Origin of the sequence: Catenulispora yoronensis (assembly GCF_039531695.1) — a bacterium.
GTDB lineage: Bacteria > Actinomycetota > Actinomycetes > Streptomycetales > Catenulisporaceae > Catenulispora > Catenulispora yoronensis.
On record NZ_BAAAQN010000021.1, the window covers coordinates 111149 to 133663 of the forward strand.

At 72.9% G+C, this 22515-nt stretch carries 18 protein-coding genes and 1 pseudogene; 13 read left to right on the forward strand and 6 right to left on the reverse strand.

The features are described 5' to 3' along the window. The first annotated feature begins 88 nt into the window (after nucleotides 1-88). Nucleotides 89-826, forward strand: a complete 738-nt coding sequence (locus ABD481_RS19270; RefSeq protein WP_344667080.1) for a hypothetical protein — start codon at nucleotides 89-91, stop codon at nucleotides 824-826. 16 nt (nucleotides 827-842) lie between these two features. After that, complete coding sequence (locus ABD481_RS19275) at nucleotides 843-1652, forward strand: alpha/beta fold hydrolase (RefSeq protein WP_344667081.1); 810 nt, start codon at nucleotides 843-845, stop codon at nucleotides 1650-1652. Nucleotides 1653-1697: 45 nt separating this feature from the next. Here the strand turns inward: ABD481_RS19275 and disA are convergent. After that, a pseudogene (gene disA / locus ABD481_RS19280) lies at nucleotides 1698-2750 on the reverse strand (DNA integrity scanning diadenylate cyclase DisA); the annotation flags it as partial. A 76-nt stretch (nucleotides 2751-2826) separates the two neighbouring features. Then, nucleotides 2827-4233: a DNA repair protein RadA gene (gene radA, locus ABD481_RS19285; RefSeq protein ID WP_344667083.1), complete on the reverse strand. Its 1407-nt coding sequence runs from the start codon at nucleotides 4231-4233 to the stop codon at nucleotides 2827-2829. A 181-nt stretch (nucleotides 4234-4414) separates the two neighbouring features. Between radA and ABD481_RS19290 the strand changes: the two genes are divergently transcribed. Both ABD481_RS19290 and ABD481_RS19295 read left to right on the forward strand, forming a co-directional pair. Continuing rightward, nucleotides 4415-5710: an RNA polymerase sigma factor gene (locus ABD481_RS19290; RefSeq protein ID WP_344667084.1), complete on the forward strand. Its 1296-nt coding sequence runs from the start codon at nucleotides 4415-4417 to the stop codon at nucleotides 5708-5710. A 111-nt stretch (nucleotides 5711-5821) separates the two neighbouring features. Further along, nucleotides 5822-8965 (forward strand): BACON domain-containing protein, encoded by a 3144-nt coding sequence (locus tag ABD481_RS19295; RefSeq protein WP_344667085.1) that lies wholly within the window; start codon nucleotides 5822-5824, stop codon nucleotides 8963-8965. A gap of 283 nt (nucleotides 8966-9248) precedes the next feature. Here the strand turns inward: ABD481_RS19295 and ABD481_RS19300 are convergent, their stop codons facing one another. Continuing rightward, entirely contained in the window at nucleotides 9249-9992 is a 744-nt protein-coding gene (locus ABD481_RS19300; protein ID WP_344667086.1) for a DUF3109 family protein, read from the reverse strand. A gap of 59 nt (nucleotides 9993-10051) precedes the next feature. Between ABD481_RS19300 and ABD481_RS19305 the strand changes: the two genes are divergently transcribed. From ABD481_RS19305 to proC, 6 genes are all read left to right on the forward strand, one after another. After that, nucleotides 10052-10981, forward strand: a complete 930-nt coding sequence (locus ABD481_RS19305; RefSeq protein WP_344667087.1) for a Ppx/GppA family phosphatase — start codon at nucleotides 10052-10054, stop codon at nucleotides 10979-10981. A 5-nt stretch (nucleotides 10982-10986) separates the two neighbouring features. After that, nucleotides 10987-11931, forward strand: a complete 945-nt coding sequence (locus tag ABD481_RS19310) for a sugar phosphate isomerase/epimerase family protein (protein WP_344667088.1) — start codon at nucleotides 10987-10989, stop codon at nucleotides 11929-11931. A gap of 4 nt (nucleotides 11932-11935) precedes the next feature. Continuing rightward, nucleotides 11936-12700 (forward strand): class I SAM-dependent methyltransferase, encoded by a 765-nt coding sequence (locus tag ABD481_RS19315; protein ID WP_344667089.1) that lies wholly within the window; start codon nucleotides 11936-11938, stop codon nucleotides 12698-12700. A gap of 19 nt (nucleotides 12701-12719) precedes the next feature. Next, nucleotides 12720-13412, forward strand: coding sequence for a hypothetical protein (locus tag ABD481_RS19320; RefSeq protein ID WP_344667090.1), 693 nt, complete (start codon nucleotides 12720-12722; stop codon nucleotides 13410-13412). A 113-nt stretch (nucleotides 13413-13525) separates the two neighbouring features. After that, nucleotides 13526-14455, forward strand: coding sequence for a proline dehydrogenase family protein (locus ABD481_RS19325; RefSeq protein WP_344667091.1), 930 nt, complete (start codon nucleotides 13526-13528; stop codon nucleotides 14453-14455). 44 nt (nucleotides 14456-14499) lie between these two features. After that, nucleotides 14500-15306, forward strand: coding sequence for a pyrroline-5-carboxylate reductase (gene proC / locus ABD481_RS19330; protein WP_344667092.1), 807 nt, complete (start codon nucleotides 14500-14502; stop codon nucleotides 15304-15306). A 133-nt stretch (nucleotides 15307-15439) separates the two neighbouring features. On the opposite strand, the gene ABD481_RS19335 is transcribed toward proC, so the two are convergent. The 3 genes from ABD481_RS19335 to ABD481_RS19345 all read right to left on the reverse strand — a co-directional run bounded on the left by ABD481_RS19335 (nucleotide 15440) and on the right by ABD481_RS19345 (nucleotide 19233). Continuing rightward, on the reverse strand, nucleotides 15440-17017 hold the full coding sequence (locus ABD481_RS19335) for a DUF2142 domain-containing protein (protein WP_344667093.1): 1578 nt from the start codon (nucleotides 17015-17017) through the stop codon (nucleotides 15440-15442). Between the two features lie 93 nt (nucleotides 17018-17110). Next, the gene (locus ABD481_RS19340; protein WP_344667094.1) at nucleotides 17111-18127 is read right to left on the reverse strand and encodes a Gfo/Idh/MocA family oxidoreductase; all 1017 of its coding nucleotides are present in this window, start codon (nucleotides 18125-18127) and stop codon (nucleotides 17111-17113) included. After that, nucleotides 18124-19233, reverse strand: coding sequence for a DegT/DnrJ/EryC1/StrS family aminotransferase (locus ABD481_RS19345; protein ID WP_344667095.1), 1110 nt, complete (start codon nucleotides 19231-19233; stop codon nucleotides 18124-18126). The genes ABD481_RS19340 and ABD481_RS19345 overlap by 4 nt, the downstream gene beginning before the upstream one ends. Before the next feature lie 358 nt (nucleotides 19234-19591). Between ABD481_RS19345 and ABD481_RS19350 the strand changes: the two genes are divergently transcribed. The 3 genes from ABD481_RS19350 to ABD481_RS19360 are packed head-to-tail and all read left to right on the forward strand — an operon-like array spanning nucleotide 19592 to nucleotide 22514. Next, a complete protein-coding gene (locus ABD481_RS19350; RefSeq protein WP_344667096.1) occupies nucleotides 19592-20554 on the forward strand; it encodes a glycosyltransferase family 2 protein in 963 nt (320 codons plus the stop codon). Between the two features lie 59 nt (nucleotides 20555-20613). Next, nucleotides 20614-21129, forward strand: a complete 516-nt coding sequence (locus ABD481_RS19355; protein WP_344667097.1) for a GtrA family protein — start codon at nucleotides 20614-20616, stop codon at nucleotides 21127-21129. A 44-nt stretch (nucleotides 21130-21173) separates the two neighbouring features. Then, entirely contained in the window at nucleotides 21174-22514 is a 1341-nt protein-coding gene (locus ABD481_RS19360; RefSeq protein ID WP_344667098.1) for a CoA transferase, read from the forward strand. The last annotated feature ends 1 nt before the right edge of the window (nucleotide 22515 follow it).

A 22515-nucleotide genomic window follows, 5' to 3' on the forward strand; every position in this document is an offset into this window, starting at 1 on the left:
CACCGTAGAGTGACCCCTCGTGGGTTCATGGCGAAATCCAGTCGGGTCTCTCCCGTCGAACGTCTATTGGCGTCGGCGGGTTTTGGTTTTGCTCGCCGTCCTCGCGGCACTGGCGCTGATCCTCTATGCCTGCTCCGACTCCGGATCGGGCAAGAAGAAGCCGGCCGCCGACGGCAGGAGCTCGTCCCCGGCGGCCTCGCAGTCCTCTCTGGCGTCCTCCGGCGGCAGCACCAGCGCCGCCGCCTCCGGGGGCGCCACGGCCTCCTCCGGCGGCGCGTCCAGCAGCGCCTCGGGCGCCAGTGGCGGCGCCCCGTCCGGCTCGGTCGGCGGGCCCACCGGCAGCAGCGGGGGCACCGGAGGCACCGGCGGCAGCACCGCGAGCGGCGCCAAGGGCAGCACCGCGGCCCCGAACACCGGCGCCACCGGCTGCCAGCTCAGCCTGACCCTGTCGTCGCAGGCCCAGTACGCCAACGGCGACCAGCCCGCCTTCACGATCACCGCGTTCAACAAGGGCACCGCCGACTGCGACGTCGACTTCAGCCCGAGGGCCATGGTGCTGAACATCTTCTCGGGCGCGGACCGGATCTGGTCCTCCGCGGACTGCGGCCTCGGCGCGCGCGACATCCGCGGCATCGCCCCCGAGACCGCCCAGAACGTCACCTACACCTGGAACCGGGTCCGTTCGGCGACCGGCTGCCCGGGCGGCCAGCCGTCCGCGAAGCTGGGGACGTACTTCGGCGTGGTGAGCCTGGCCGCCGGCAACGGCACGGCCGCCCCGGCGGCGCAGAGCCAGCCCAAGACGTTCGAGCTCAAGAGCGGCAGCTGACGCGAAGGAGCACCGCATGACCACCGCGCACGTGACCAGCAAGGACGGCAGCACCATTGCGGTCGACACCGTCGGCCAAGGGCCCGCTGTGATTCTTGTCGGCGGCGCGTTCAACGACCGCAGCACCGTCGCGGCGACGGCGGCCGCGCTGGCCCCGCACTTCACCGCCGTTACCTACGACCGCCGTGGCCGGGTGGAGAGCACGGACAAGGCGGTCGAGGCCGGACTTGGCTTCCGGGTGCAGAACGAGATCGACGACGTGGCGGCGGTGATCGAGCACGTCGGCGGGCACGCGGCGCTGTTCGGCCACTCGTCCGGCGCGATCCTGTGCCTGGAGGCGGCGCTGCACGGCCTGCCGGTCGACGCGGTGGCCGGCTACGAGCCGCCGTACCGCGCCGACCCCGACCTGCCGCACTCCGGGCGGGACTTCCTCGACCGCATCACGGCGTTCGCCGAGAACGGCGATCGGGAGGGCGCCGCGTCCCTGTTCCTGAGCGAGGCCATGGGGGTGCCCCCGGAGGGGCTGGAGGGGATGAAGCAGGGCCCCGGCTGGGACTTCCTGCTCGACAAGGCCCTGACCCTGCCCTACGACGTCACGCTGTCCCAGCCGTGGGAGCTGGCCGATCGCGAGCGCCTGGCCACGCTGAGCCTGCCGGTGCTGGCCGTGTACGGCGACCGGACGTTCCCGATGCTGCGGGCCGGCACCGAGATGGTGGCCGAGGCCGTGCCGGGCGCGCGCCTGGTGGTGCTGCCCGGTGAGGACCACGGCGTGCTGGCGCACCCCGAGGCGCTGGAGCCGTCGCTGCGGGAGTTCTTCGGGGGCTGAGGCCGGCTGTGGCCGACGGAGGACGGCAGGGCGGAGGACGGCAGGTCAGACGTAGCGTTCGAGGATCGAGGACTCCGCGAGCCGCGACAGCCCCTCGCGCACCGAGCGGGCCCGGGTCTCGCCGACGCCCTCCACCCGCTGCAGGTCGTCGATCGAGGCGGCGAGCAGCTTCTGGAGGCCGCCGAAGTGGTCCACCAGGCGGTCGATGACCGCGCCGGGCAGCCGGGGCACCTTGGCCAGCAGGCGGTAGCCGCGCGGCGACACCGCCGACTCCAGGACCTCCACGCCGCCGCCGAAGCCCATCGCCTTGGCGACCTGCACCAGCTCCAGCAGCTGGGTCCGGTCCAGGGAGCCGAGGTCGTCGGAGACGTCGGCGACGGTGCGGGCGCGCTTTCCGGTGCGCTCGGGCAGATAGTCGCGGGCGATCAGGTCGCGGTCCGGGTCGACGCCGGCGATCAGCTCGTCGAGCTGGAGGGAGAGCAGGCGGCCGTCGACGCCGAGCTGGACCACGTAGCCGGCCACCTCGTCGGCGATGCGGCGGACCATCTCCAGGCGCTGCGCCACCGCGGCCACGTCGCGGACCGTCACCAGGTCCTCGATCTCCAGCGCCGACAGGGTGCCGGTGACCTCGTCCAGGCGCAGCTTGTAGCGCTCCAGGGTGGCCAGGGCCTGGTTGGCCTTGGCCAGGATGGCGCCGGAGTCCTCCAGCACCACGCGCTGGCCGCGCAGATACAGGGCGATGATGCGCATGGACTGCGACACCGACAGAACCGGGAAGCCGGTCTGCCGGCTCACGCGGTCGGCGGTGCGGTGCCGGGTGCCGGTCTCCTCGGTGGGGATCGCCGGGTCCGGGACCAGCTGCACGCCGGCCCGGACGATGCGGGTGCCGTCGCTGGAGACCACCACGGCGCCGTCCATCTTGCACAGCTCGCGCAGCCGCTGTGGGGAGAACTCGACGTCGAGCACGAAGCCGCCGGTGGCCATCTCGTCGACCAGCTTGTCGAAGCCGAAGACCACCAGGCCGCCGGTGTTGCCGCGCAGGATGCGCTCCAGACCGTCACGCAGAGCCGTGCCCGGGGCGACCGTCGACAGGATCGCCGACACGGCGGCGCGTTCTGAGGCCTCACCTGTCACTGTGCGATTCCCATCCTGCTCTCGTGTGTCTGCACCAACCTTACCGGCGGGAGCCGGTCGCCACGGCGTGAAGCGCTGCGCGGACGTCGCCCACTTCGACGATCGACAGCCCGGCCAGGTTCCCGCCGTAGCCCTTGCCGTCCGGATCCGGGGGCACCAGCGCGGTCTTGAAGCCCAGGCGCGCGGCCTCGGTCAGCCGGCGGCGCACGCCGGTCACCGGCCGCACCTCGCCGGCCAGCCCCACCTCGCCGATCGCCACCACGCCCTCGCCGACCGGCTCGTTGACCGTCGCCGAGGCCAGGGCCAGCAGCAGCGCCAGGTCCGCGGCCGGCTCGGTGAGCCGCACCCCGCCCACCGTGGCGCTGTAGATCTCCGAGCTGGCCAGGCCCCCGATGCCGCCGCGCTGCTGGAGCACCGCCAGGATCATCGCCACCCGGTTGGTGTCCAGGCCCGAGGAGGCCCGGCGCGGGGTCGGCGCGCTGGACTGGGTGACCAGCGCCTGGACCTCGGCCACCAGCGGCCGGCGGCCCTCCAGGGTGACGGTGACGCAGGTCCCCGGCACCGGGACCGGGCGCCGGGACAGGAACAGGCCGCTGGGATCGGACAGGCCGCGGATCCCGGTGTCGTGCATCTCGAAGCAGCCGATCTCGTCGCTGGCGCCGTAGCGGTTCTTCACCGCGCGGATCAGCCGCAGGCTGGAGGCCCGGTCGCCCTCGAACTGGAGCACCACGTCCACCAGGTGCTCCAGGATCCGGGGCCCGGCGATGCTGCCGTCCTTGGTGACGTGCCCGACCAGCACGCAGGCCAGGTTCCGGTCCTTGGCCTCCCGGATCAGCGCCGCCGCCACCTCCCGGACCTGGGTGACCCCGCCGGGGGTGCCGTCCACCGCGGCCGAGGCGACGGTCTGCACCGAGTCCACGATCACCAGCCGGGGCCCGACCGCCTCGATCTGCCCGAGCACCGAGCCCAGGTCGGTCTCGGCGGCCAGGTACAGGTTCGGGCTCAGGGCCTTGACCCGGTCGGCCCGCAGCCGCACCTGCGCCGCCGACTCCTCGCCGGTGACCACCAGGGTGCGGGCGCCGGAGGAGGCGTAGGAGGCGGCCGCCGACAGCAGCAGCGTGGACTTGCCGATGCCCGGCTCGCCGGCCAGCAGCACCACCGCGCCGGGCACGATGCCGCCGCCGAGCACCCGGTCCAGCTCGCCGACGCCGGTCGGCACCGCCGCGGCGTCGTCCACCGCGACCTCGCCGATCGGCCGGGCCTTCTGGGCCGGCATGGTGGCCACGGTCTTCGGCGCCGACTTGGCCGCGCCCCGCTCCTCCACGCTGCCCCAGGTCTGGCACTCTCCGCAGCGCCCCACCCACTTGGCGTACTGTGTCCCGCACTCGGTGCAGTGGTACGACGCCGAGGCGTCGGCCTTGCGGGTGCGGGAGTTGGTGGTCGCCATGGAGGAACCGTAGCCGCCGCGACCCACAGCGCGGTCCCGGCCGCCGCGGTGTACACCGGGCAGCCGTCTCGTCACCGGACGTCACTTTTGTGTGCAAACATGGTCAAGTCCGGCCCACCCTGGGGCAGAAAGCCCTGATCCACTGGCCGTTTATCACTCGTATGGCTTAACGTCTGAGGCCGTGACAGACCGGGAAATGGTGACGGCGCTGCGCGCGGGGGATCAGCTCGCCATCGGGCAGATCTATGACACCTACGGCGCACGTCTGTATGCCTACAGTTATGATCTGCTCGCCGACCACGAGCTGGCCGCCGACGCGCTGCGCGACGCGTTCATCGTCGCCGATCACCGGATCCGCGAGCTGGCCAACCCCGACGAGCTCGGCGCCTGGCTGTACGCGCTGACCCGGGCCGAGGCGCTGCGCCTGGGAGTGTCCGACGACATCCCGGCCGACGCCGCGCAGGGCACCCGCGGCGACAAGTTCGCCCGCGCCGCCCTCGACGTCTACGCCATGCTCCCGCCCGAGACCCGCGAAATCCTCGACCTGGCCTTCCGCCACCGCATGGTGGACGCGGACCTGGCCCTGGTGATGGACATGTCCGAGGAGCAGATCGGGCAGGCCGTCGGGGACGCCCAGGAGGACCTGGAGAACGGGCTGGCCGCGGTGCTGGCCAACCGGGTCGGCGACCCGCGCTGCGCGGAGATCGCCGAGCTCGGCAAGCGCTTCGACCGGCTCGACGCCAAGGGCGTGGACCCCTGGCTGGAGACCGTGGCCCGGCACGTCAAGCAGGACAAGGCGTGCGCCGACCACATCGAGAACCGCCGCCCGCTGCGGCTGTTCGAGGAGCTGCCGCAGACCTTCGTCCCGCCGGGCGTGCGCGCCCGGGTCCTGGACACCCTGCGCGACCCGGCCGGGGCCTCGTTCTGCCAGCGGATCGCCGACCGGGCCGGCCGCTTCGACGAGTCCGGGTTCCCGACCGGCGGCGGCAAGACCTCGACCGGCAGCGCCCGCAAGCTGCTCCCGGTGGCCGGCATCGCGCTGGTGCTGGCCGCGGTCGGCGGCGGCGCGTGGGCGTTCATGGGCGGCTCCGGCAACAACCCGTCGAGCTCCCCGACCACGAGCACCTCCACCTCCGCGCCGGCCGCCGGCGGGTCCTCGTCGGCCGCGGGCGGCACCACGGTGCCGACCACCCCGCAGCCCACCGACTCGCAGGCCGCCTCCACCGCCGACGGCGGGGCCACCGGCGGATCCACCGGCACCACCGGCGGCACCTCGCACCGCACGACGAGCACCTCCAAGAAGTCCTCGTCGTCGTCGCACAGCAGCACGCCGAGCCGCAAGCCGACGACCACGACGAGCACCACCAGCAGCCCGACCACCAGCGAGCCGCCGCCGCCGGACACGTCCACGACCAACGGGCTGCCGAGCAGCACGCCGTCGACGACCCCGCCGACGTCGACGTCCTCGACCTCGTAGGGCCGAGCAGCGCGCGAAAGGTTACGGCCCAGGTTGGAGAACCGCCCGAAGGTGGCAACCTGGGCCTGATCCGCGTATCAGTCCACCGGCCCATGTCTAACGTCGGCTGGTGTGAAGGACCACGACTCGAACGCCAGTGATCCCCTGGATCCCGCGGACCCGGTGAACCGCGACAGCGTCTCCGACAGTTGGGGGCGCGCGGCGGCCTATGACGCCTACGCGGACGGTCTGCACACCTACGCCCTCGGCGGCCTGCGCAACCATGAGGCGGCGGCCTCAGCGGTCTACTGCACGTTCATCGCCGCCGACCACCACGTCGCGCATCTGGGCGATGCCGAGATACTGCGGCCCTGGCTCTACGCGATCGCCCGCCACTACTGCCGGGCCGGCAAGCTGCCCCGGATGCGGCTGGTGCCGCCGGCCGGCGGGCCCGTCGGCGGCCCGGTCGGCGGCGGCGTCGGCGTCGGCGGCAGTGCGGCGTCCAGAGACGCCGAGGCCGCCAAGGAACGCAGGCTGGCCGGCCTGGAGCGCTCCCTGCTGTCGGCGGAACTGGCCTCCCTGGACTGGCCGGACACCGACGGGCTGAGCGCCGCCCACCGCGAAGTGCTGGAGCTGTCGGTCCGGCACGGCATGGAGAGCCGCGCGGTCGGCTTGATACTGGGCAAGCCCGCGGCGGAGTCCTTCGAACTGCTCTCAGCGGCCTGGCACGAGCTGGAACGCTCGCTGGCCGCCACCGCCCTGCTGCGCACCACCCGCGAGCACTGCCCGGACCTCGCGGCGCTCGCCGAGGGCTGGAGCGGGCGGCTGACCGCACAGCGGCGCGAACCGCTGGTGGCGCACGTGGACGCCTGTTCCCGCTGCCAGTTCCACCTGCACAAGGTGGTCGGCGCACCGCAGGCGCCGTCGATCCTGCCGCACGTCTCGGCACCGAAGGAGCTGCGCGAGCGGGTCCTCGGCGACCTGCTGGGCGCCGGTCCGGAGAAGGAGGCCGAGAAGGCCGCGATCGCCGGACGCCTGACCCGCTTCGACACACTCGGCTTCCCGACCGCCGAGGCCGTGATCCCCGCGCCGTTACCGGCCGGATCGCCGGCTGCGGAAGCCGGGGAGGCGGGGGAGTCGGCCGAGCGGCGCCGGAAGGGGCGGCTGGGACGGGGACGCGCCGGGACGACCGAGGAAGCGGAGTACGAGCCGATCGCACCGCGGCGAGGGTTGACGGTGGCGGTGATCGGAGCGGCCTCGGGTGCCCAGGCGTCGCGACGGGGTGGTGTTGCGGCTGGGAATCCGGGGACTGACGCGGAGGCGCTCGACGAGGAGTTCGGCGGAGAGCTCAACAGCGTTGAGAATCCGACGATCGCGATGCCGAGGGTTCGGCGGCGCGACGATGCCCCGACGGCGGTGATGCCGGTGGTGTCGGACGGCGATGGCGGGGAGGCCGACGACTGGAAACCCAGGCGAGGTACCGCTTTCGCTTCCGGCGGCGACGCCGGGGAAGCCGACGACGACTGGAAGCCCACGCGAGGCACCGTCTTCGCGGATCTGCGCTCCCGCCGGTCGGCACCGTCGACGACGTCGGCGCCGCGTCCGCGCCGCAACTCGGTGGCGGCGGCCATTGAAGGTCGGCGGCGCGGTATCTCCGAAGCGAAGCGCGGCACCGCGCAGGCGCGCCGAGTCAGCGACTCGTATGAGGCCTCAGCGATGGCGGCTGCCTCGATGGCCGCCGAGGACGCGTCCGACGGCCGGGTCCCGACCATCATTCCGGCTGGAAGCGGCTGGCGGTCCGGGTCGGACACGGCTCGCGATGGCGCGTCGACCGCCTCGGGCGCGCCGGCCGGATCGCTCGGGTCGACCACCGTCGATGCCGGTCGCGGCGCGCCATCGGCCGCGTCCAGCGCGGCGGCCGCTTTCAACGCCTCGGCAGGCTCCGCGTCCTCGGCCGCGGCGGCAGCATCCGCGTCCTCGGCCGCGTCGGCGGCGGCGGTCTCGTCGGGCTCCCCGTGGGCGTCGCAGCGAACCGTCCAAAGAGCGCCCCAGACCGCAGCCCAGCGCGTTGTCCAGGCCCCCGCCCCCGGCGGACCCCCGAGGCCCGCGCCGGCCGCCCCGCGCGCCCTCGTGCGACCCGCTCCGGCGCCCGCGCGCCGGCGCAAGTCCACCTTCCGTTCGGCGCTCGCCAGCTCGGCGGTGCTCAGCGGGGTCGGGGCGGCCGGGGTGACGGCGTTCGTGATGTTCGTGCCGTCCTCGGCGACCGGGAACAAGACCCTGTACACGCCGCCGGACCATGGCGGTGGCAGTGCCGCGCAGCTGCCCGACTACCCGCGTCCGTCCTCCGGTTCCGGGGCCGGTCCGGCGCTGCCGGTCACCGGCGGTGTGCGGCAGGGTGGCGGACCGCTGCCCGGCCCCGACGAGGTCACCGCGCAGGTGGTCGCCGCGGTGCTGCCGCCGTCGGTGACCGGCTCGCGGCCAGCGGGCGGGCCGACGGCCCCGACCTTCCTCGCGTCGATGAACTCGCTGCCGTCGGCCGGGGTCACGGACACCTCGGAGCCGGTCCCGGTCCCGGTCACCGGCGCCGGGCAGCTGAACATCAGCGTGGCGCAGCGCTCGAACATCCCGGGCGAGGTCACCGTGACGCTCTGGAACCCGGGCTCGGTGGCGGTCGCGTGGAGTGCGTCCGCCGACGCCTCGTGGATCACCCTCAGCGCGACCTCCGGGATGCTCGCGCCGGGGGCGCAGACCACGATGCGGATCACCGTCGACCGGAACGCCGAGCCGTCCGTGCAGTGGCAGGCGCATGTGCGCTTCGATCCGAGCGGCCAGTCGGTCGCGCTCAGCGGCCCCGGACACTCCGGGCCGCCGAGCGGCACGCCGACGACGAGCCCGAGCACGCCGCCGACGAGCACCCCGGGTACCCCCGGCGGTCCGTCCGGTTCCTCGTCGGGTCCGAGCGCACCGCCGAGCAGCACGCCGCCGAGCTCACCTTCGAGCAGCCCGAGCGCCTCGCACAGTCCGCCGCCGTCGTCCGGCCCCAGCACGTCCGCCGGCGGCGGCCCGACCGGGCCGGGATCCTCCGGCTCCCCGGATCCGCCGGCCCCGCAGCCGAGTGGTCCGAGCGGTCCGAGCAGTCCGAACAGTCCGAGCGGCAGCGGTTCCGCGCCCGGCGCGCCGTCCGCCTCCGCGCCCGGATCCACTCCCGCGGGACCGGCCGGGGCTCCTCCGGCCGCTCACGGCACGCAGCGCCCCGCGCCGCCCCGCCACCGCTGAAGGCACCGGCCGACGGCCCCCTGGACCGTCGGCCGTCCCCGCAAGCGGCTCCGGCAACCCGTCGCGCCGGAGCTCCGGGAGGCGCTCGACATCAAGACCCAGCCAGTCGGGCGCCTTCCGTCACCTTGGTTGTCCGCTCAGTCAGCTGTCCGCTCAGCCGTCCTGCCCGGTGCGGGGCGGCTGTCCGCGTGGCGGCGAAAGCGAATCGGGAACCCCGGAAAGGGTTCCCGATGATGGCAATGTTCTGATTCGCAGCGTGGAAACCGCCCCCGGCGGGCCCCGCCTACGCCGGATCGGCCGGGTGCGGAGCCACCAGCACCCGGGCGGCGTCCCGCGTCTCGCACAGCCCGACCAGGACGTCGTAGGCCTTCTGCCCCATCATCTCGGTCAGCTCCGGGCCGTAGGACACGTAGACCGGCTCCCGGCCGACGTGCGCCTCGGTGGCCCCGGTGCACCACCAGTTCAGGTCGTGGCCGCCGCCGCCCCAGCCGCGCCGGTCGTACTCGCCGATCGAGACCAGCAGCACCTCGGTCCCGTCCGGCCGCTCCACCCGCTCGTAGGCCCGGCGGACCGGCAGCTGCCAGCAGACGTCCGGCTTGGTGGTCAACGGATGCACGCCCTCGCGCAGCGCCAGCGCGTGCAGGGCGCAGCCCTCGCCGCCGGCGAAGCCGGGGCGGTTCAGGAACAGGCAGGCGCCGTCGACGACCCGGGTCTGCTTGTCGCCGTCCTCATCCTTCTGAGTGATTCCCTGCTCCAGCCCCACCGACCGGTACTGCCAGGTCTCGTCGGTGAGCCGCTCGGCCGCCCGCTCGACCCGCTTGCGGTCGGCCTTGTCCGAGTAGTGCGCACCGAGCGTGCAGCAGCCGTCGGAGGCGCGTCCGGGCCGGATGCCGCCGCATCCGGACCCCCAGATACAGGTCCAGCGCGAGCACAGCCACGTCAGGTCGGCCCGGTAGATCTGGGCCGGATTGTCAGGGTCGGGGAACTCCACCCATTCGCGGGGGAAGTCGAGCGGTACTTCAGGCACCGGGTAAGCCTATGCGGTTGGCGCGCCCAGCCGTGGGAGGCCGGGTAACGTATCGCGATATGCGCCTCGGAGTGTTGGACGTCGGATCGAACACGGTGCACCTGCTGCTGCTCGACGCGCATGCCGGTGCCCACCCCATTCCGGCGTTCTCGCACAAAGTCGAGCTGCACCTGTCGCAGCTCACCGACGACCACGGGGCGATCCTGCCCGACGGCATCGAGCGGCTGTGCCACGTGGTGGCGCACGCCCTGCGGGTCGCCGAGGACAAGGGCGCCGAGGAGATGCTGGCCTTCGCCACCTCCGCGGTGCGCGAGGCCGCCAACGGCGACAAGGTGCTCGCCGAGGTCCGCCGGCAGACCGGCGTGAACCTGGAGGTGCTGCCCGGCCCGGACGAGGCCCGGCTGACCTTCCTGGCGGTGCGCCGCTGGTTCGGCTGGTCCGCCGGCCGGCTGCTGGTGCTCGACATCGGCGGCGGTTCGCTGGAGATCGCGGTCGGGCTGGACGAGATGCCGGACGTCAGCGAGTCGCTGCCGCTGGGCGCCTCCCGGCTCACCCACGAGCGGCTCAAGGGCGATCCGCCGGGCCCGGAGCAGATCCGGGAGCTGCGCAAGTACGTCCGGCACGAGGTCGCCAAGGCGGTGTCCAGGGTGGCCCGGGCCGGCCGCCCGGACCGGGTGGTGGTCACCTCCAAGACCTTCCGGCAGCTGGCCCGGATCGCCGGCGCCGCGCCCTCGGCGCAGGGCCTGTACGCCCCGCGCTCGCTGCGCGCCCGCGACCTGACCGAGTGGCTGCCCCGGCTCTCGCAGATGTCCGCCGGCCAGCGGGCCGGCCTGCCCGGGGTGTCCCCGGGCCGGGCCGGACAGCTGCTGGCCGGCGCGGTGGTCGCCGACGCCGCCTTCGACCTGTTCGGCGTCGAGGTGGCCGAGCTGTGCCCGTGGGCGCTGCGCGAAGGCGTCATCCTGCGCCGCCTGGACACCCTTGTAAGCTGAGCGGCGTGACCTTCAGGACCGACAGCGCCGGGACGACGGAGCACGTCATCCTGCCGAAGGTCGGGCTGTCCACGTCCTCGGTCTACCCCGAGACCACCCGGTACGCCTTCGCCGCCGCGGCCCGGCTGGGCTACGACGGCGTCGAGGTGATGGTCTCGGTGGACCCGGCGAGCCAGTACCCGGACAAGATCCTGGAGTACATGGACGAGTACCAGGTCCCGGTGGTCTCCATCCACGCCCCGACGCTGTTCTGGCTGAACCTGAAGCGGGTCTGGGGCTCGGACCCGTGGGAGAAGCTGAAGAAGTCGCGCGACGCCGCGCAGCGGGTCGGGGCCAAGGTGGTCGTGGTGCACCCGCCGTTCCGGTGGCAGCAGCCCTACGCCGAGGAGTTCGCCGAGGGGATCAAGCGGCTGAATCAGGAGTCGGAGATCCAGTTCGCGGTGGAGAACATGTACCCGTGGCGGGCCTCCACCCCCGACATCTTCGGCCGCATCCCGCGGATCCGGATGCCGCGCGTGGAACGCGAGGGCGAGGCCTACTTCCCGGGCTGGGACCCCACCGAGAGCGGCTACGAGCACTACGTCCTGGACCTGTCGCACACCGCGACCGCGCGCAACGACGCGCTGGCGATGTACGAGCGGATGGGCGACCGGCTGGTCCACCTGCACCTGGCCGACGGCACCGGGCAGAACAAGGACGAGCACCTGGTGCCCGGCCGCGGCAGCCAGCCCTGCCAGGAGATCCTGGAGCGGATCGCGCGGCGCGGCCTGGCCGGCGCCGTGGTGCTGGAGGTGAGCACCCGGCGCGCGGAGACCGAGTCGCAGCGGGAGGAGGACCTGCGCGAGTCCCTGCTGTTCGCCCGGCGGGCCCTGGCCCGGGTCCCGGACGAGACGGAGCCGCGCGCCCTCACCGCCTCCGAAGACCGAGAAGTGGGATCCGCTAAGGGGTAGCGCCGTGGCCGAGTCCTCGATGTTCGACACGCTGGCGTCCGCGTACGCGCAGAGCCGGCCCACCTATCCGCCGGCGGTCTTCGAGGCGTTGGGGGAGCTGTCCGGGCAGCCGCTGGCCGGAGCGCGGGTGGCCGACGTCGGGGCCGGCACCGGGATCTTCTCCCGGCAGCTGCGGGCGGCCGGCGCCGCGGTGACCGCGGTCGAGCTGTCCGAGCCGATGCTGCGGCGGCTGGTCGCGGACTCGCCGGGAGTGGGCGCGGTGCGCGGCAGCGCCAACGCTTTGCCGCTGCGCACCGGCTCGGTCGGCTTCGTCACCTTCGCGCAGGCGTGGCACTGGGTGGACCCGGAGCGGGCGGTGCCCGAGGTGCTGCGGGTGCTGGCCCCGGGCGGGGCGCTGGCCTGCGTGTGGAACCAGCCGGTGGCCGACGCGCCGTGGCGCTCCGGCTACCACGACCGCATCAGGGACCTGATCGGCGGCGACCCGGACTACGGCAACGACAGCACCGTCGTGGACCAGGAGCCGCGGATCGAGATGGGCGCGGCCGGCGCCGGACTGCGGACCCTGGTCTTCCGGACGCCCTGGACCCGGACCATCCCGCTGGAGCAGCGGATGCTGAACGTCGCCTCGCGCTCCTACATCAGCACGGTCCCGCCGGAGCGGCTGGCGGCGTTCCTCGACGCCGAGCGGGCGATCCTGGTGAAACACTTTCCGGACGGGATGGTTGTAGAGGAATACACCACATGGCTGGGGGTCGTCCGCAAGGCCTGAGTCATGCCAGGATCCTGTTATGGGTTTGGGGGGATCCGCCGCCTTGCGGTGGGTCGGCAGCGCACTGCTGGCGACCGCGCTGCTGCTGACCGTTCCGTGCGGGGCGCCGCGCGGGGCGCAGTTCGAGCAGCTGCTCGACGGCGTGCGGGCCGGCGGCGTCACCGCCGTGCAGATCCACGTCGACGGCGGGACGGTCTCCACGGTCTGGCACGAGGGCCCGCTGCGCTGGTACCGCGCCGACGGCCCCTACGACGCCCAGCGGCAGCTGCTGGCGGCGGCGACCGCCCCGGGCGCGGAGGGGCGGCTGACCTTCACCTCCCCGGAACCCCACCGGGTCTGGCTCCAGGCCGTGGACGACGCGGACGAGCCCACCTGGCTGGCCGTCCCGGCGGTGCTGTTGTACCTGCTGGCCTTCCTGGTGATGCTGATGACCCGGGAGCACCCCTACGCCAACCGGTGGGCCTGGTTCTGGCTGTTCGTGGTCGGCGGGATCGGGCCGATCCTGTTGCTGCTGAAGGAGCCGGTGCCGCTGCGGATCGGCCGCCGGCGCCGGGCGTCGCGGGCGGGCGAGGCGTCGCAGGCGTCGCGACCGGCGCGACCGGCGCGACCGGCGCGGCCGCCGGTCACCGGCGGCATCGGCCTGGCCCTGGCCTTGGTGTGGGCCACCGGGCTGGCGCTGGCCGGCTCGCTGCTGAGCGCCGTCGCCGGCTGAGCGCGGCGCTCCGGGCCCGTTGTCGCCCGCGCGGCTCACCGATCCGGACGCGGGCCGGTTTCGGTCCTAGGCTTGGCCTACTGGGGAAAAGCACAGCGGCTGGAGGACCTGTGGTGTTGCGTCGGACCTTGCTGGCGGCGGCGGGCAGTGAGCGCACGCGCGCCCTGATCGAGCGGTCCCCGGGATCGCGCCAGGTGGTCAAGCGCTATGTCGCCGGCCCGGCCACCGACGACGCCGTGGCGGTGGCCGACGCGCTGATCGAGGACGGCCTGCTGGCCACGATCGACTATTTGGGCGAGGACACCACCGACACCAACCAGGCGATCCTGGTCAAGGAGGCCTACCTGCTGCTGCTGGAGCGGCTGGCCGCGGCCGGGCTGACCCCGCACGCCGAGGTGTCGGTGAAGCTCTCGGCGATCGGGCAGTCGCTGAGCAGCGACGGGGAGAAGATAGCCCTTGAGCACGCGCACGCGGTCTGCGAGGCCGCGCAGCGGGCCGGGACCACGGTGACCTTCGACATGGAGGACCACACCACCACCGACTCCACCCTGAAGATCGTCGCCGAGCTGCGCCGCGACTATCCGTGGGCGGGCATCGTGCTCCAGGCGTACCTGCGGCGCACCGAGGCCGACTGCAAGGACTTCGCCGCCCCGGGCTCCCGGGTCCGGCTGTGCAAGGGCGCCTACCGCGAGCCGGAATCGGTGGCGTACCAGGAGAAGCAGGACGTGGACCTGTCCTACGTCCGGTGCATGCGCACCCTGATGGCCGGCGAGGGCTACCCGATGCTGGCCACCCACGACCCGCGGCTGATCGAGATCGGCGGCGCGCTGGCGGTGCGCAACGGCCGGAGCATCGGCAGCTACGAGTTCCAGATGCTGTTCGGCGTGCGGCCGCACGAGCAGAAGCGGCTGGCCGCGGCCGGCGAGCGGATGCGGGTGTATGTGCCGTACGGCAGCGAATGGTACGGCTACCTCATGCGACGATTGGCCGAGCGCCCGGCGAACCTCGGCTTCTTCGCCCGGTCGCTGGTCTCGAAGGACTGAGCAAGGGCCGCGCGGCGGCCCGGACCGTGAGGAGAACAGCCAGCATGACCCAGCGCGTCGCCGTCCTCGGCACCGGAAAGATCGGCGAGGCCTTGGTCTCCGGCCTGTTGCGGGCCGGCAAGCCGGCCGGCGAGGTGCTGGTCACCGCGCGCCGCCCGGAGCGGGCCGCCGCGCTGCGGCAGAGCTACGGCGTGGAGGCGGTGACCAACGCCGAGGCCGCGGCCAAGGCCGACACCCTGATCCTCACGGTCAAGCCGCAGGACATGGGCGCCCTGCTGGAGGAGCTGGCCCCGCACGTCCCGGCCGGCAAGCTGGTGATCTCCGGCGCGGCCGGCATCACCACCGGCTTCATCGCCTCGCGGCTGGCCGAGGGGGTGCCGGTGGTGCGGGTCATGACCAACACCCCGGTGCTGGTGGACGAGGCGATGTCGGCGATCTCGGCCGGCGTCCACGCCACCGAGGAGCACCTGGCGCGCACCGAGGAGATCTTCGCCCCGGTCGGCAAGACCATCCGGGTGCCCGAGGCGCAGCAGGACGCGGTCACCGCGCTGTCCGGCTCCGGACCGGCCTACTTCTACTACCTGGTCGAGGCCATGACCGACGCCGGGATCCTGCTCGGCCTGCCCCGGGCCGCCGCGCACGACCTGATCGTGCAGGCCGCGATCGGCGCCGCGGTGATGCTCCGCGACTCCGGGGAGCACCCGGTGAAGCTGCGCGAGGCGGTGACCTCGCCGGCCGGCACCACGATCTCGGCCATCCGCACCATGGAGGACCACGGCGTGCGGGCGGCGATGATCGCGGCGCTGGAGGCGGCGCGGGACCGGTCGCGGGAGCTGGCGTCGGGGGTCTGAGCCTCGGTCCGCTTCCGGACCATGTCCGCTTCCGGACATCGAGAACGGGCACCGGGAAGATTCCCGGTGCCCGTTCTTTGTGCGGTTGGTGCTGTGCTGTGCGGTTCGTGCTGTGTCGTTCGTGCTACGCGGTTCAGACCGCCGCGGTCCGCAGCCGTCTGGTCGGGGCGTCGCTGAGGTCCTGCGGTTCCTCGGGCACGCCCCGCCACATCAGCCAGCCGATCAGCAGCAGGCCCAGGCACAGCAGGATGACCGGGAGCTCGGCGCCGGCCGGCGGCGTCCAGGAGCCGCGGAACGGGTTCACCGCCAGCACGCCGTTGGTCGGGAAGCCGCGCTCGAACCGGACCATGGTCACGGCCAGCACCAGCAGGTGCACCGGCAGCAGGCCCACGGCCAGGCAGCGCAGGGCCTGGGTGTTGACGCGCGGGGTGAGCACGCCGGTCCGGCCCATCACCGCGGCGCCCAGCATCGGCGCGCCGACCAGCAGCGGCAGTGCGTAGCGGCCCTGGGAGAACCACATGCCCTGCCGGACGGCGTTGATGTCCGAGACCGCGAGGATCGCGATCGCGCCCACCGCCACGGCGGCGATCTGCAGCCGCTCCCGCCAGTTGCCCAGGATCATCCCGCCGACGATGAAGAAACCGACGCCGGCCAGCCATACGTAGGTGACGACGGTCGGGATCGGGATGTCGCCGTAGGAGACCTGCCGGGCGGTGCCGTCCAGGTAGAACGGGATCCGGACCCACAGTTCCTGGATGATGATCTGGGGCAGCGAGGTCTTGCTGGTGGTGTTGGCGGTCAGCGGGTAGTTCGCGCCGGCCGACATGTCCCAGGCCACGGCCAGGCAGCAGGCGGCGCCGATGATGCCGACCGCCCAGCGCACCGGGACCGAGGCCCACAGCTCCTTGATCTTGGCCCAGTTGATGGTCAGCGCGCAGACCAGCACCGCCAGGCCCATCCAGCCGAAGCCGAAGCCGCGGGTGACCGCGAACACCGCGCCGGACCACGCCGCGGTCATCGCCACCCATTTCCGGGGCGGTGCGTCCGGGCTGAACAGGTCGAGCACGCAGACCCAGAACGCCAGCGCGGCCGCGATCTCCACGCCGGCCGGGTTGACGGCGCCCAGCAGGCTGGCGGCCACCGGGGTCACGCCGACCATGATGCCGCCGAGCAGCCAGCGGCCGCGTCGCGAGCTCCACGCCACGGCCACCGCGGAGGCGATCAGCGCGCTCATCTCGGCGGCGGTGAGCAGGCGGGCCAGGACGACGCCGGTCATGTTCGGCCACAGGTGGATCACCGGGCCCACGTACAGGTAGTACGAGGGGTCGTAGCCGGAGGCGCCGCTGCCCTCGTGGATCTTGATGTGCTGCTCGGCGGGCACCGAGCCGGGCTCGGCCTGGCAGTCCCCGGTCTTGTCCAGGTGCCACCGGAAACAGGCCTTGCCCTCGGGCACCAGGCTCTTGGCGGTCCGCACCGGGGAGTTGGCGGGCCCGGCGTTGATCTGCCCGTCGACCACGCCGTAGGCGCGGATCACGTGCTGCAGCTCGTCGGGCTGGCCGTCGTACGGTGTGGCCAGCGACCAGCCGGCCCCGAGCAGGAACACCCCGAGGAAAGCCAGGACCCAGACCCGCAGCGTCGACGCCTCGCGCCGCCGACCCGGGCCGCGCCGCCGTGTGGACTCCTGCTCAGTGGCCATCTCGCCCACCGCCATCGAACTACTCCCGTTTGTCAGTTGTCCCAGTGGGAAGCGGCGGCGGGCCCCCGATGGTGCCCCCCCCCGCCGCGTGCCCGGCGTCCGTCCGGCTCAGAGCCCGACGGCCGTGTTCTTCGCCGCCGACTCCAGCGCGGCCTCGGCCACGCGCACGACTTCCAAGCCCTGGCGCATGCTGACGATACGCTCGCGCCCCCCGTTGACGTCGAGCACCGCGTCCCGGAACGCCTCCAGCTCGGTGCGCAGCGGTTCCGGCTTGGCGATCGCGTAGCGGACCATGTCCCCCTCGGCGACGCCGCGGAAGACCTGCATCGCCTCCCACGACTCGGTGGTCGCGGCGGAGGCGTTGGCGTAGAAGGTGAGGTCGGCGGTGAGGGTGTCGGCGACGAAGCAGCCCTTCTCGCCGGTGACGATCGTGACCCGCTCCTTCATCGGGGACAGCCAGTTCACCAGGTGGTTGACCACGGTGCCGTCGCCGAGGCGGCCGGTCATCGCGATCAGGTCCTCGTGCTCGCGTCCCGACCGGTAGGCGGTGTGCGCCGAGATCGAGGTGTACGGCTGCCGGGTCACCCACGCCGTGGAGTCGATGTCGTGGGTCGCCAGGTCCTTCACCACGCCGACATCGGCGATCCGGCCCGGGAACGGGCCCTGGCGCCGGGTCACGACCTGGAAGATCTCGCCGAGCTCGCCCTGCTCCAGCCGCTTGCGCAGCTCTTGGAGCGAGGGGTTGAAGCGCTCTATGTGCCCGACGGCGCCGACCAGGCCGGCCCGCTCGAAGGTGTCGGCCAGCACGGTCGCCGACGCCACGTCGGGCGCCAGCGGCTTCTCCATCAGCGTGTGCACGCCCGCGGCGGCCAGTTGCAGGCCCACCTCGGTGTGGAACACGGTGGGGACCGCGACCACGCAGAAGTCGATCCCGGCGGCGATCAGCTGCTCGGCGTCGGCCAGCACCGGACGGCCGCCGGCCACGCCGTGCACGTCCCCGCCGGCGTCGGCAACCGCGACCAGCTCGACGCCGTCCAGCGAGCCCAGGACCCGGGCGTGGTGCCGGCCCATCATGCCCAGGCCGATCAGCCCGGCGCGCAGCACGGGGGAGCCCTGGCCGGTCACAGCGCGTTCACCGCCGCCACGATCGTCTCCAGCTCCTGCTGGGTCAGGGTCGGCATGACCGGCAGCGACAGCACTTCGCGCCCGGCCTTCTCGGTGTGCTCCAGCGAACCGGATATCCGGCTGGCGGACGGGGCGTCCGGGCCGAGGAAGGTCGGCAGCTGGTGCACCTGGGTCGGGTAGTAGACGCCGGTGCCGACGCCGCGCTCGGCCAGCCGCGCGCGCAGGCCGTCGCGGCCGCCCTCGACCTCCTCGCCGACCCGGATCGTGTACTGGTGGTACACGTGCTCCGCACCGGCCGCGACCGGCGGCACGCCGACGCCGGACAGGTGCGCGTCGAAGAACTTCGCGTTCTCCTGCCGCTGCTTGGTCCAGGCCGGCAGCTTGGCCAGCTGCACCCGGCCGACCGCGGCGTGCACGTCGGAGAGCCGGTTGTTCAGGCCCGCGATCTCGTTCTGGTACGCGACCAGCGAGCCCTGCGAGCGCAGCAGCCGCAGCGTCCGGGCCAGCCCCTCGTCGGCGGTGACGATCATCCCGCCCTCGATGGCGTGCGAGTTCTTCGTCGGGTAGAAGCTGAAGCAGGCGGTGTCGCCGAAGGTGCCGACCGGCCGGCCGTCCAGCGAGGCGCCGACGGCCTGCGCGGCGTCCTCGACGACCTTCAGGTTGTGCGCGCGGGCGATCGGCAGGATCCGGTCCATGTCCGCCGGGTGCCCGTACAGGTGCACCGGGATGATCGCGACGGTCTTGTCGGTGATCGCCGCCTCGACCGCGGCCGGGTCCAGGCAGAAGCTGCCGGGCTCGATGTCGACGAAGACCGGCACCGCGCCGATGACCGCCACCACGTTGGCGGTCGCCGCGAAGGTGAACGACGGCACGATGACCTCGTCGCCGGGCTTGACGCCCAGCGCCAGCAGGGAGAGGTGCAGGGCCGAGGTGCCGGAGTTCACCGCGACGCACAGCCGGCCGCCGACCAGCTCGGCGAAGTCGTCCTCGAAGCCCTTGACCTCCGGGCCGTTGGTGAGGATGCCGGAGCGCATGACGCGTACGACGGCTTCGATCTCCTCGTCGCCGGTCACCGGGCGCGCGGGAGGAATGATTGGGTTGCCCATGCTTTCTCCATTTGAAGCATCACCGGATCGGCCGTGTCACCGTCGGCTCGCGGCATCAGTGGGCCGGAGGTGTCCGGGCCCCGGGGTGACGATCGATGACGTCCCCGCTGTGAACCCGGGAATCATAACAGTCACATTTCCGGGACCGGGCTGCCGACCGGACCGGTCGGCACCGACAAACCGGGCAAGGGATACCAATCGGATAACGACCATCGGTCAGGTGACGTACTCGAGCTCGTCATCGTCCCTGGACAGCCGCCGCGGCCTGCTAACCTTCGAGCGCTGGAACTGGGCGCCGGCCGCATTCGGCCCGCAACACCGCCCGCTCCACATCGTCGGAGATTTGGAGTGACGACAGGTGTACAGAGAGCTGACGGTCGCCGCGATCGTCCCGGCCCATAACGAGTCGAAGCTCATCGGCAAGACCATCACCACGATGCCGGACTTCGTCGACCACATCATCGTCATCGACGACTGCTCCACCGACGACACCAGCGAGAAGGCGCTCGCCGTCGGCGACCCGCGGGTGACGCTGATCCGCCACGAGAAGAACACCGGCGTGGGCGGCGCGATCATGGACGGGCACCGCCGGGCGCTGGAGCTCAAGGCCGACGTCGACGTGGTCATGGCCGGCGACGCGCAGATGGACCCCGACTACCTGCCGGCGCTGCTGGACCCGATAGCGGACGGCCGGGTGGAGTTCACCAAGGCCAACCGCTTCTTCTCCCGGACCTCCTACGCCGGGATGCCGAAGTACCGGATCTTCGGCAGCATCGTGCTGTCGTTCATGACCAAGGCGGCGTCGGGGTACTGGCACCTGTTCGACCCGCAGAACGGCTACACCGCGATCCACACCGACGCGCTGCGCCGGATCAACCTGGACTCGGTGGCGATCGGCTACGAGTTCGAGAACGACCTGCTGATCCACCTGAACATCGCGAACGTCCGCGCCAAGGACATCCCGGTGCCCGCCTCCTACGGCGAGGAGGTCTCCGGGATGCGCATGCGCAAGGTGATCCCGGCGATCTCCGGCTTGCTGTTCCGGGGCTTCTGGCGTCGCATCATGCTCAAGTACGTGCTCCAGTCCTTCTCGCCGATCGCCCTGCTGCTGTTCTCCGGCCTGGCGCTGCTCGGCTTCGGGACGCTGTTCGGCACCGGGATGATCATCTACCGGCTGGCCGGCGGCGGCACGCCGAGCGCCGGCACCGTGCTGATCGCGGTCGCGCCCTGGCTGGCCGGGCTGCACCTGGTCATCAACTCCTGGCTGCTGGACATCCAGGAGTCGCCCGACTGGGACCCGCCGGGCCGCCGCAACACCTGAGCCGCGCGTTCGACCGCATTCGATCGGGCCGCGCGTCCGGCGGGCTGAAAGGAAAGACAGTGGCGGACTCCCCGGCCAAGCCGTGGCACAGGGCCCGGACCGTGCTGATGAACCAGCACCCGGGCCTGCGGTTCCTGCTGGTCGGCGGACTGGCGTTCGTGACCGACGCCGGCACGCTGTGGTTCTGCCACGGCGTCCTGGGCCTGGCCATCTGGCTGGCGACCAGCTTCGCGTTCGTCACCTCCTACATCGTGAACTTCGGGCTCAACCGGGTGCTGACGTTCGCCGACCAGGGCGCGCGCGACGGCGCGATGCGGGACCAGACGGTCAAGTTCACGCTGCTGGTCGCGGTCAACTTCGTGCTGACCGAGGCCATCATGAACGGGCTGACCTCGCACGCCGTCGGCATGAACTACATGGTCGCCAAGGTGCTCTCGACCGGGTTCCTCACCTTCCTCAACTTCTTCGCCTACCGGCACTGGGTGTTCGCCGCGAAGCCGGCGCCTCGGGACCGCCCGGCGGAGGTCGCCGCCGTGCTCCCGGTGGACGAGGTCACGGCGGCTGCCGGGTCGTGACGCCGCGCCGGTGTCCCCTGGAATCAATCGTCTAGGGTGCCGGTATGGAGGATCTTGGTCTGCCATCGGTGTTCCGGGTCGGAGCCTTCGCCGCTTGGGCAGTGACCGCGGCCCATCGCCAGGCGGCGGCGTTCCTGGCCGCCCGTACCGGGATCGAGACGGTGCCGGAGGTCTCGGTCGGCGTCCGCGAGGCGGCCATCGCGTTCCGCAGCGAGCGGTATCTGCGCGAGAACGGCGAGGCGGCGTTCGAGTGGGCGCCGCTGTCCGGGGACTATCGGGCCGCCGACGGCTGGGTGCGGTTGCACTGCAATTTCGACCACCACGCGGAGATCGCGTGCCGAGTGCTGGGAGTGCCGCCGGACCGCGAGGCGGTGGCGGCGGCGGTGCGGCGGCGCGGCCGGTTCGACATCGAGGACGCGATCGCCGAGGCCGGCGGCGTCGCCGCCGCGATGCGGACCCGGGAGGAGTGGCTGGCGCACGGGCAGAGCGGTGCGGTGGGGGAGCAGCCGTTGGTGGCGATGACGCCCTCGGCCGGCGGCGCGACCTTCGCAGGGGTCTGTGGTGCCGGTGGGACGGCCGATGCGGTGGCGAGCGCCGAGCCTGCGGCCGGCGGTGCGGCCGGGTCCGCCACGCGTCCGCTGGCCGGAATCCGCGTCCTGGACCTGACCCGCATCATCGCCGGTCCCAACGCCGGCCGCGTGCTGGCCGCCTACGGTGCCGATGTCACCATGGTGCGCTCGCCGTCGCTGCCGACCATCCGCGGGCTGGATCTGGATCTGAACTTCGGCAAGGCCCTGCGCTTCCTCGACCTGCGCGGCGGGGCGGGCCGCGCCGCGTTCCTCGATCTGGTGCGGGGCGCCGACGTCGTGCTCCAGTCCTACCGGCCGGGAGCGCTGGCCGGACTGGGCCTGGGCGCGGCCGAGCTGGCGGCGGTGAACCCGCGCCTGGTCCACGTCTCGATCTCCGCCTACGGCGCGGAAGGGCCGTGGGGCGGCCGGCGCGGGTTCGACTCCTTGGTGCAGATGGCCGTCGGGATCGCCGACGAGGGCATGCGGGCCGCCGGCGCGGACCGGCCGCTGCCGCTGCCCGCGCAGGTGCTCGACCACGGCGCCGGGTGGCTGGCCGCCGCCGGGGCGGTCGAGGCGCTGAACCGCGGCGGCGGGCTGGCGGTCGACGTCAGCCTGGCGGGCGTCGCGGCCGCGCTGGACGGGTTCGGCCGGGTGGATCCGGCGGTCGGGCTCGCCGTGCCGGACCCGCGTATGGCAGACATCGAAGACCTGCTGCTGCGCACCGCGAGCGGTGCCGGGACGTTGACGCACGTCAGGTTCCCGGGCCGGGTGGCCGGGGCGGAATTCGGGTGGGGCGGCCCGCCGCCGATCGTATGAT

Bases quoted from the DNA above. Each gene is read 5' to 3' on its own strand.
- ABD481_RS19275 (WP_344667081.1), top strand. From the start codon at position 843: ATGACCACCGCGCACGTGACCAGCAAGGACGGCAGCACCATTGCGGTC.
- radA (WP_344667083.1), bottom strand. From the start codon at position 4,233: ATGGCGACCACCAACTCCCGCACCCGCAAGGCCGACGCCTCGGCGTCG.
- ABD481_RS19305 (WP_344667087.1), top strand. From the start codon at position 10,052: ATGCGCCTCGGAGTGTTGGACGTCGGATCGAACACGGTGCACCTGCTG.
- ABD481_RS19320 (WP_344667090.1), top strand. From the start codon at position 12,720: ATGGGTTTGGGGGGATCCGCCGCCTTGCGGTGGGTCGGCAGCGCACTG.
- proC (WP_344667092.1), top strand. From the start codon at position 14,500: ATGACCCAGCGCGTCGCCGTCCTCGGCACCGGAAAGATCGGCGAGGCC.
- ABD481_RS19335 (WP_344667093.1), bottom strand. From the start codon at position 17,017: ATGGCGGTGGGCGAGATGGCCACTGAGCAGGAGTCCACACGGCGGCGC.
- ABD481_RS19345 (WP_344667095.1), bottom strand. From the start codon at position 19,233: ATGGGCAACCCAATCATTCCTCCCGCGCGCCCGGTGACCGGCGACGAG.
- ABD481_RS19360 (WP_344667098.1), top strand. From the start codon at position 21,174: ATGGAGGATCTTGGTCTGCCATCGGTGTTCCGGGTCGGAGCCTTCGCC.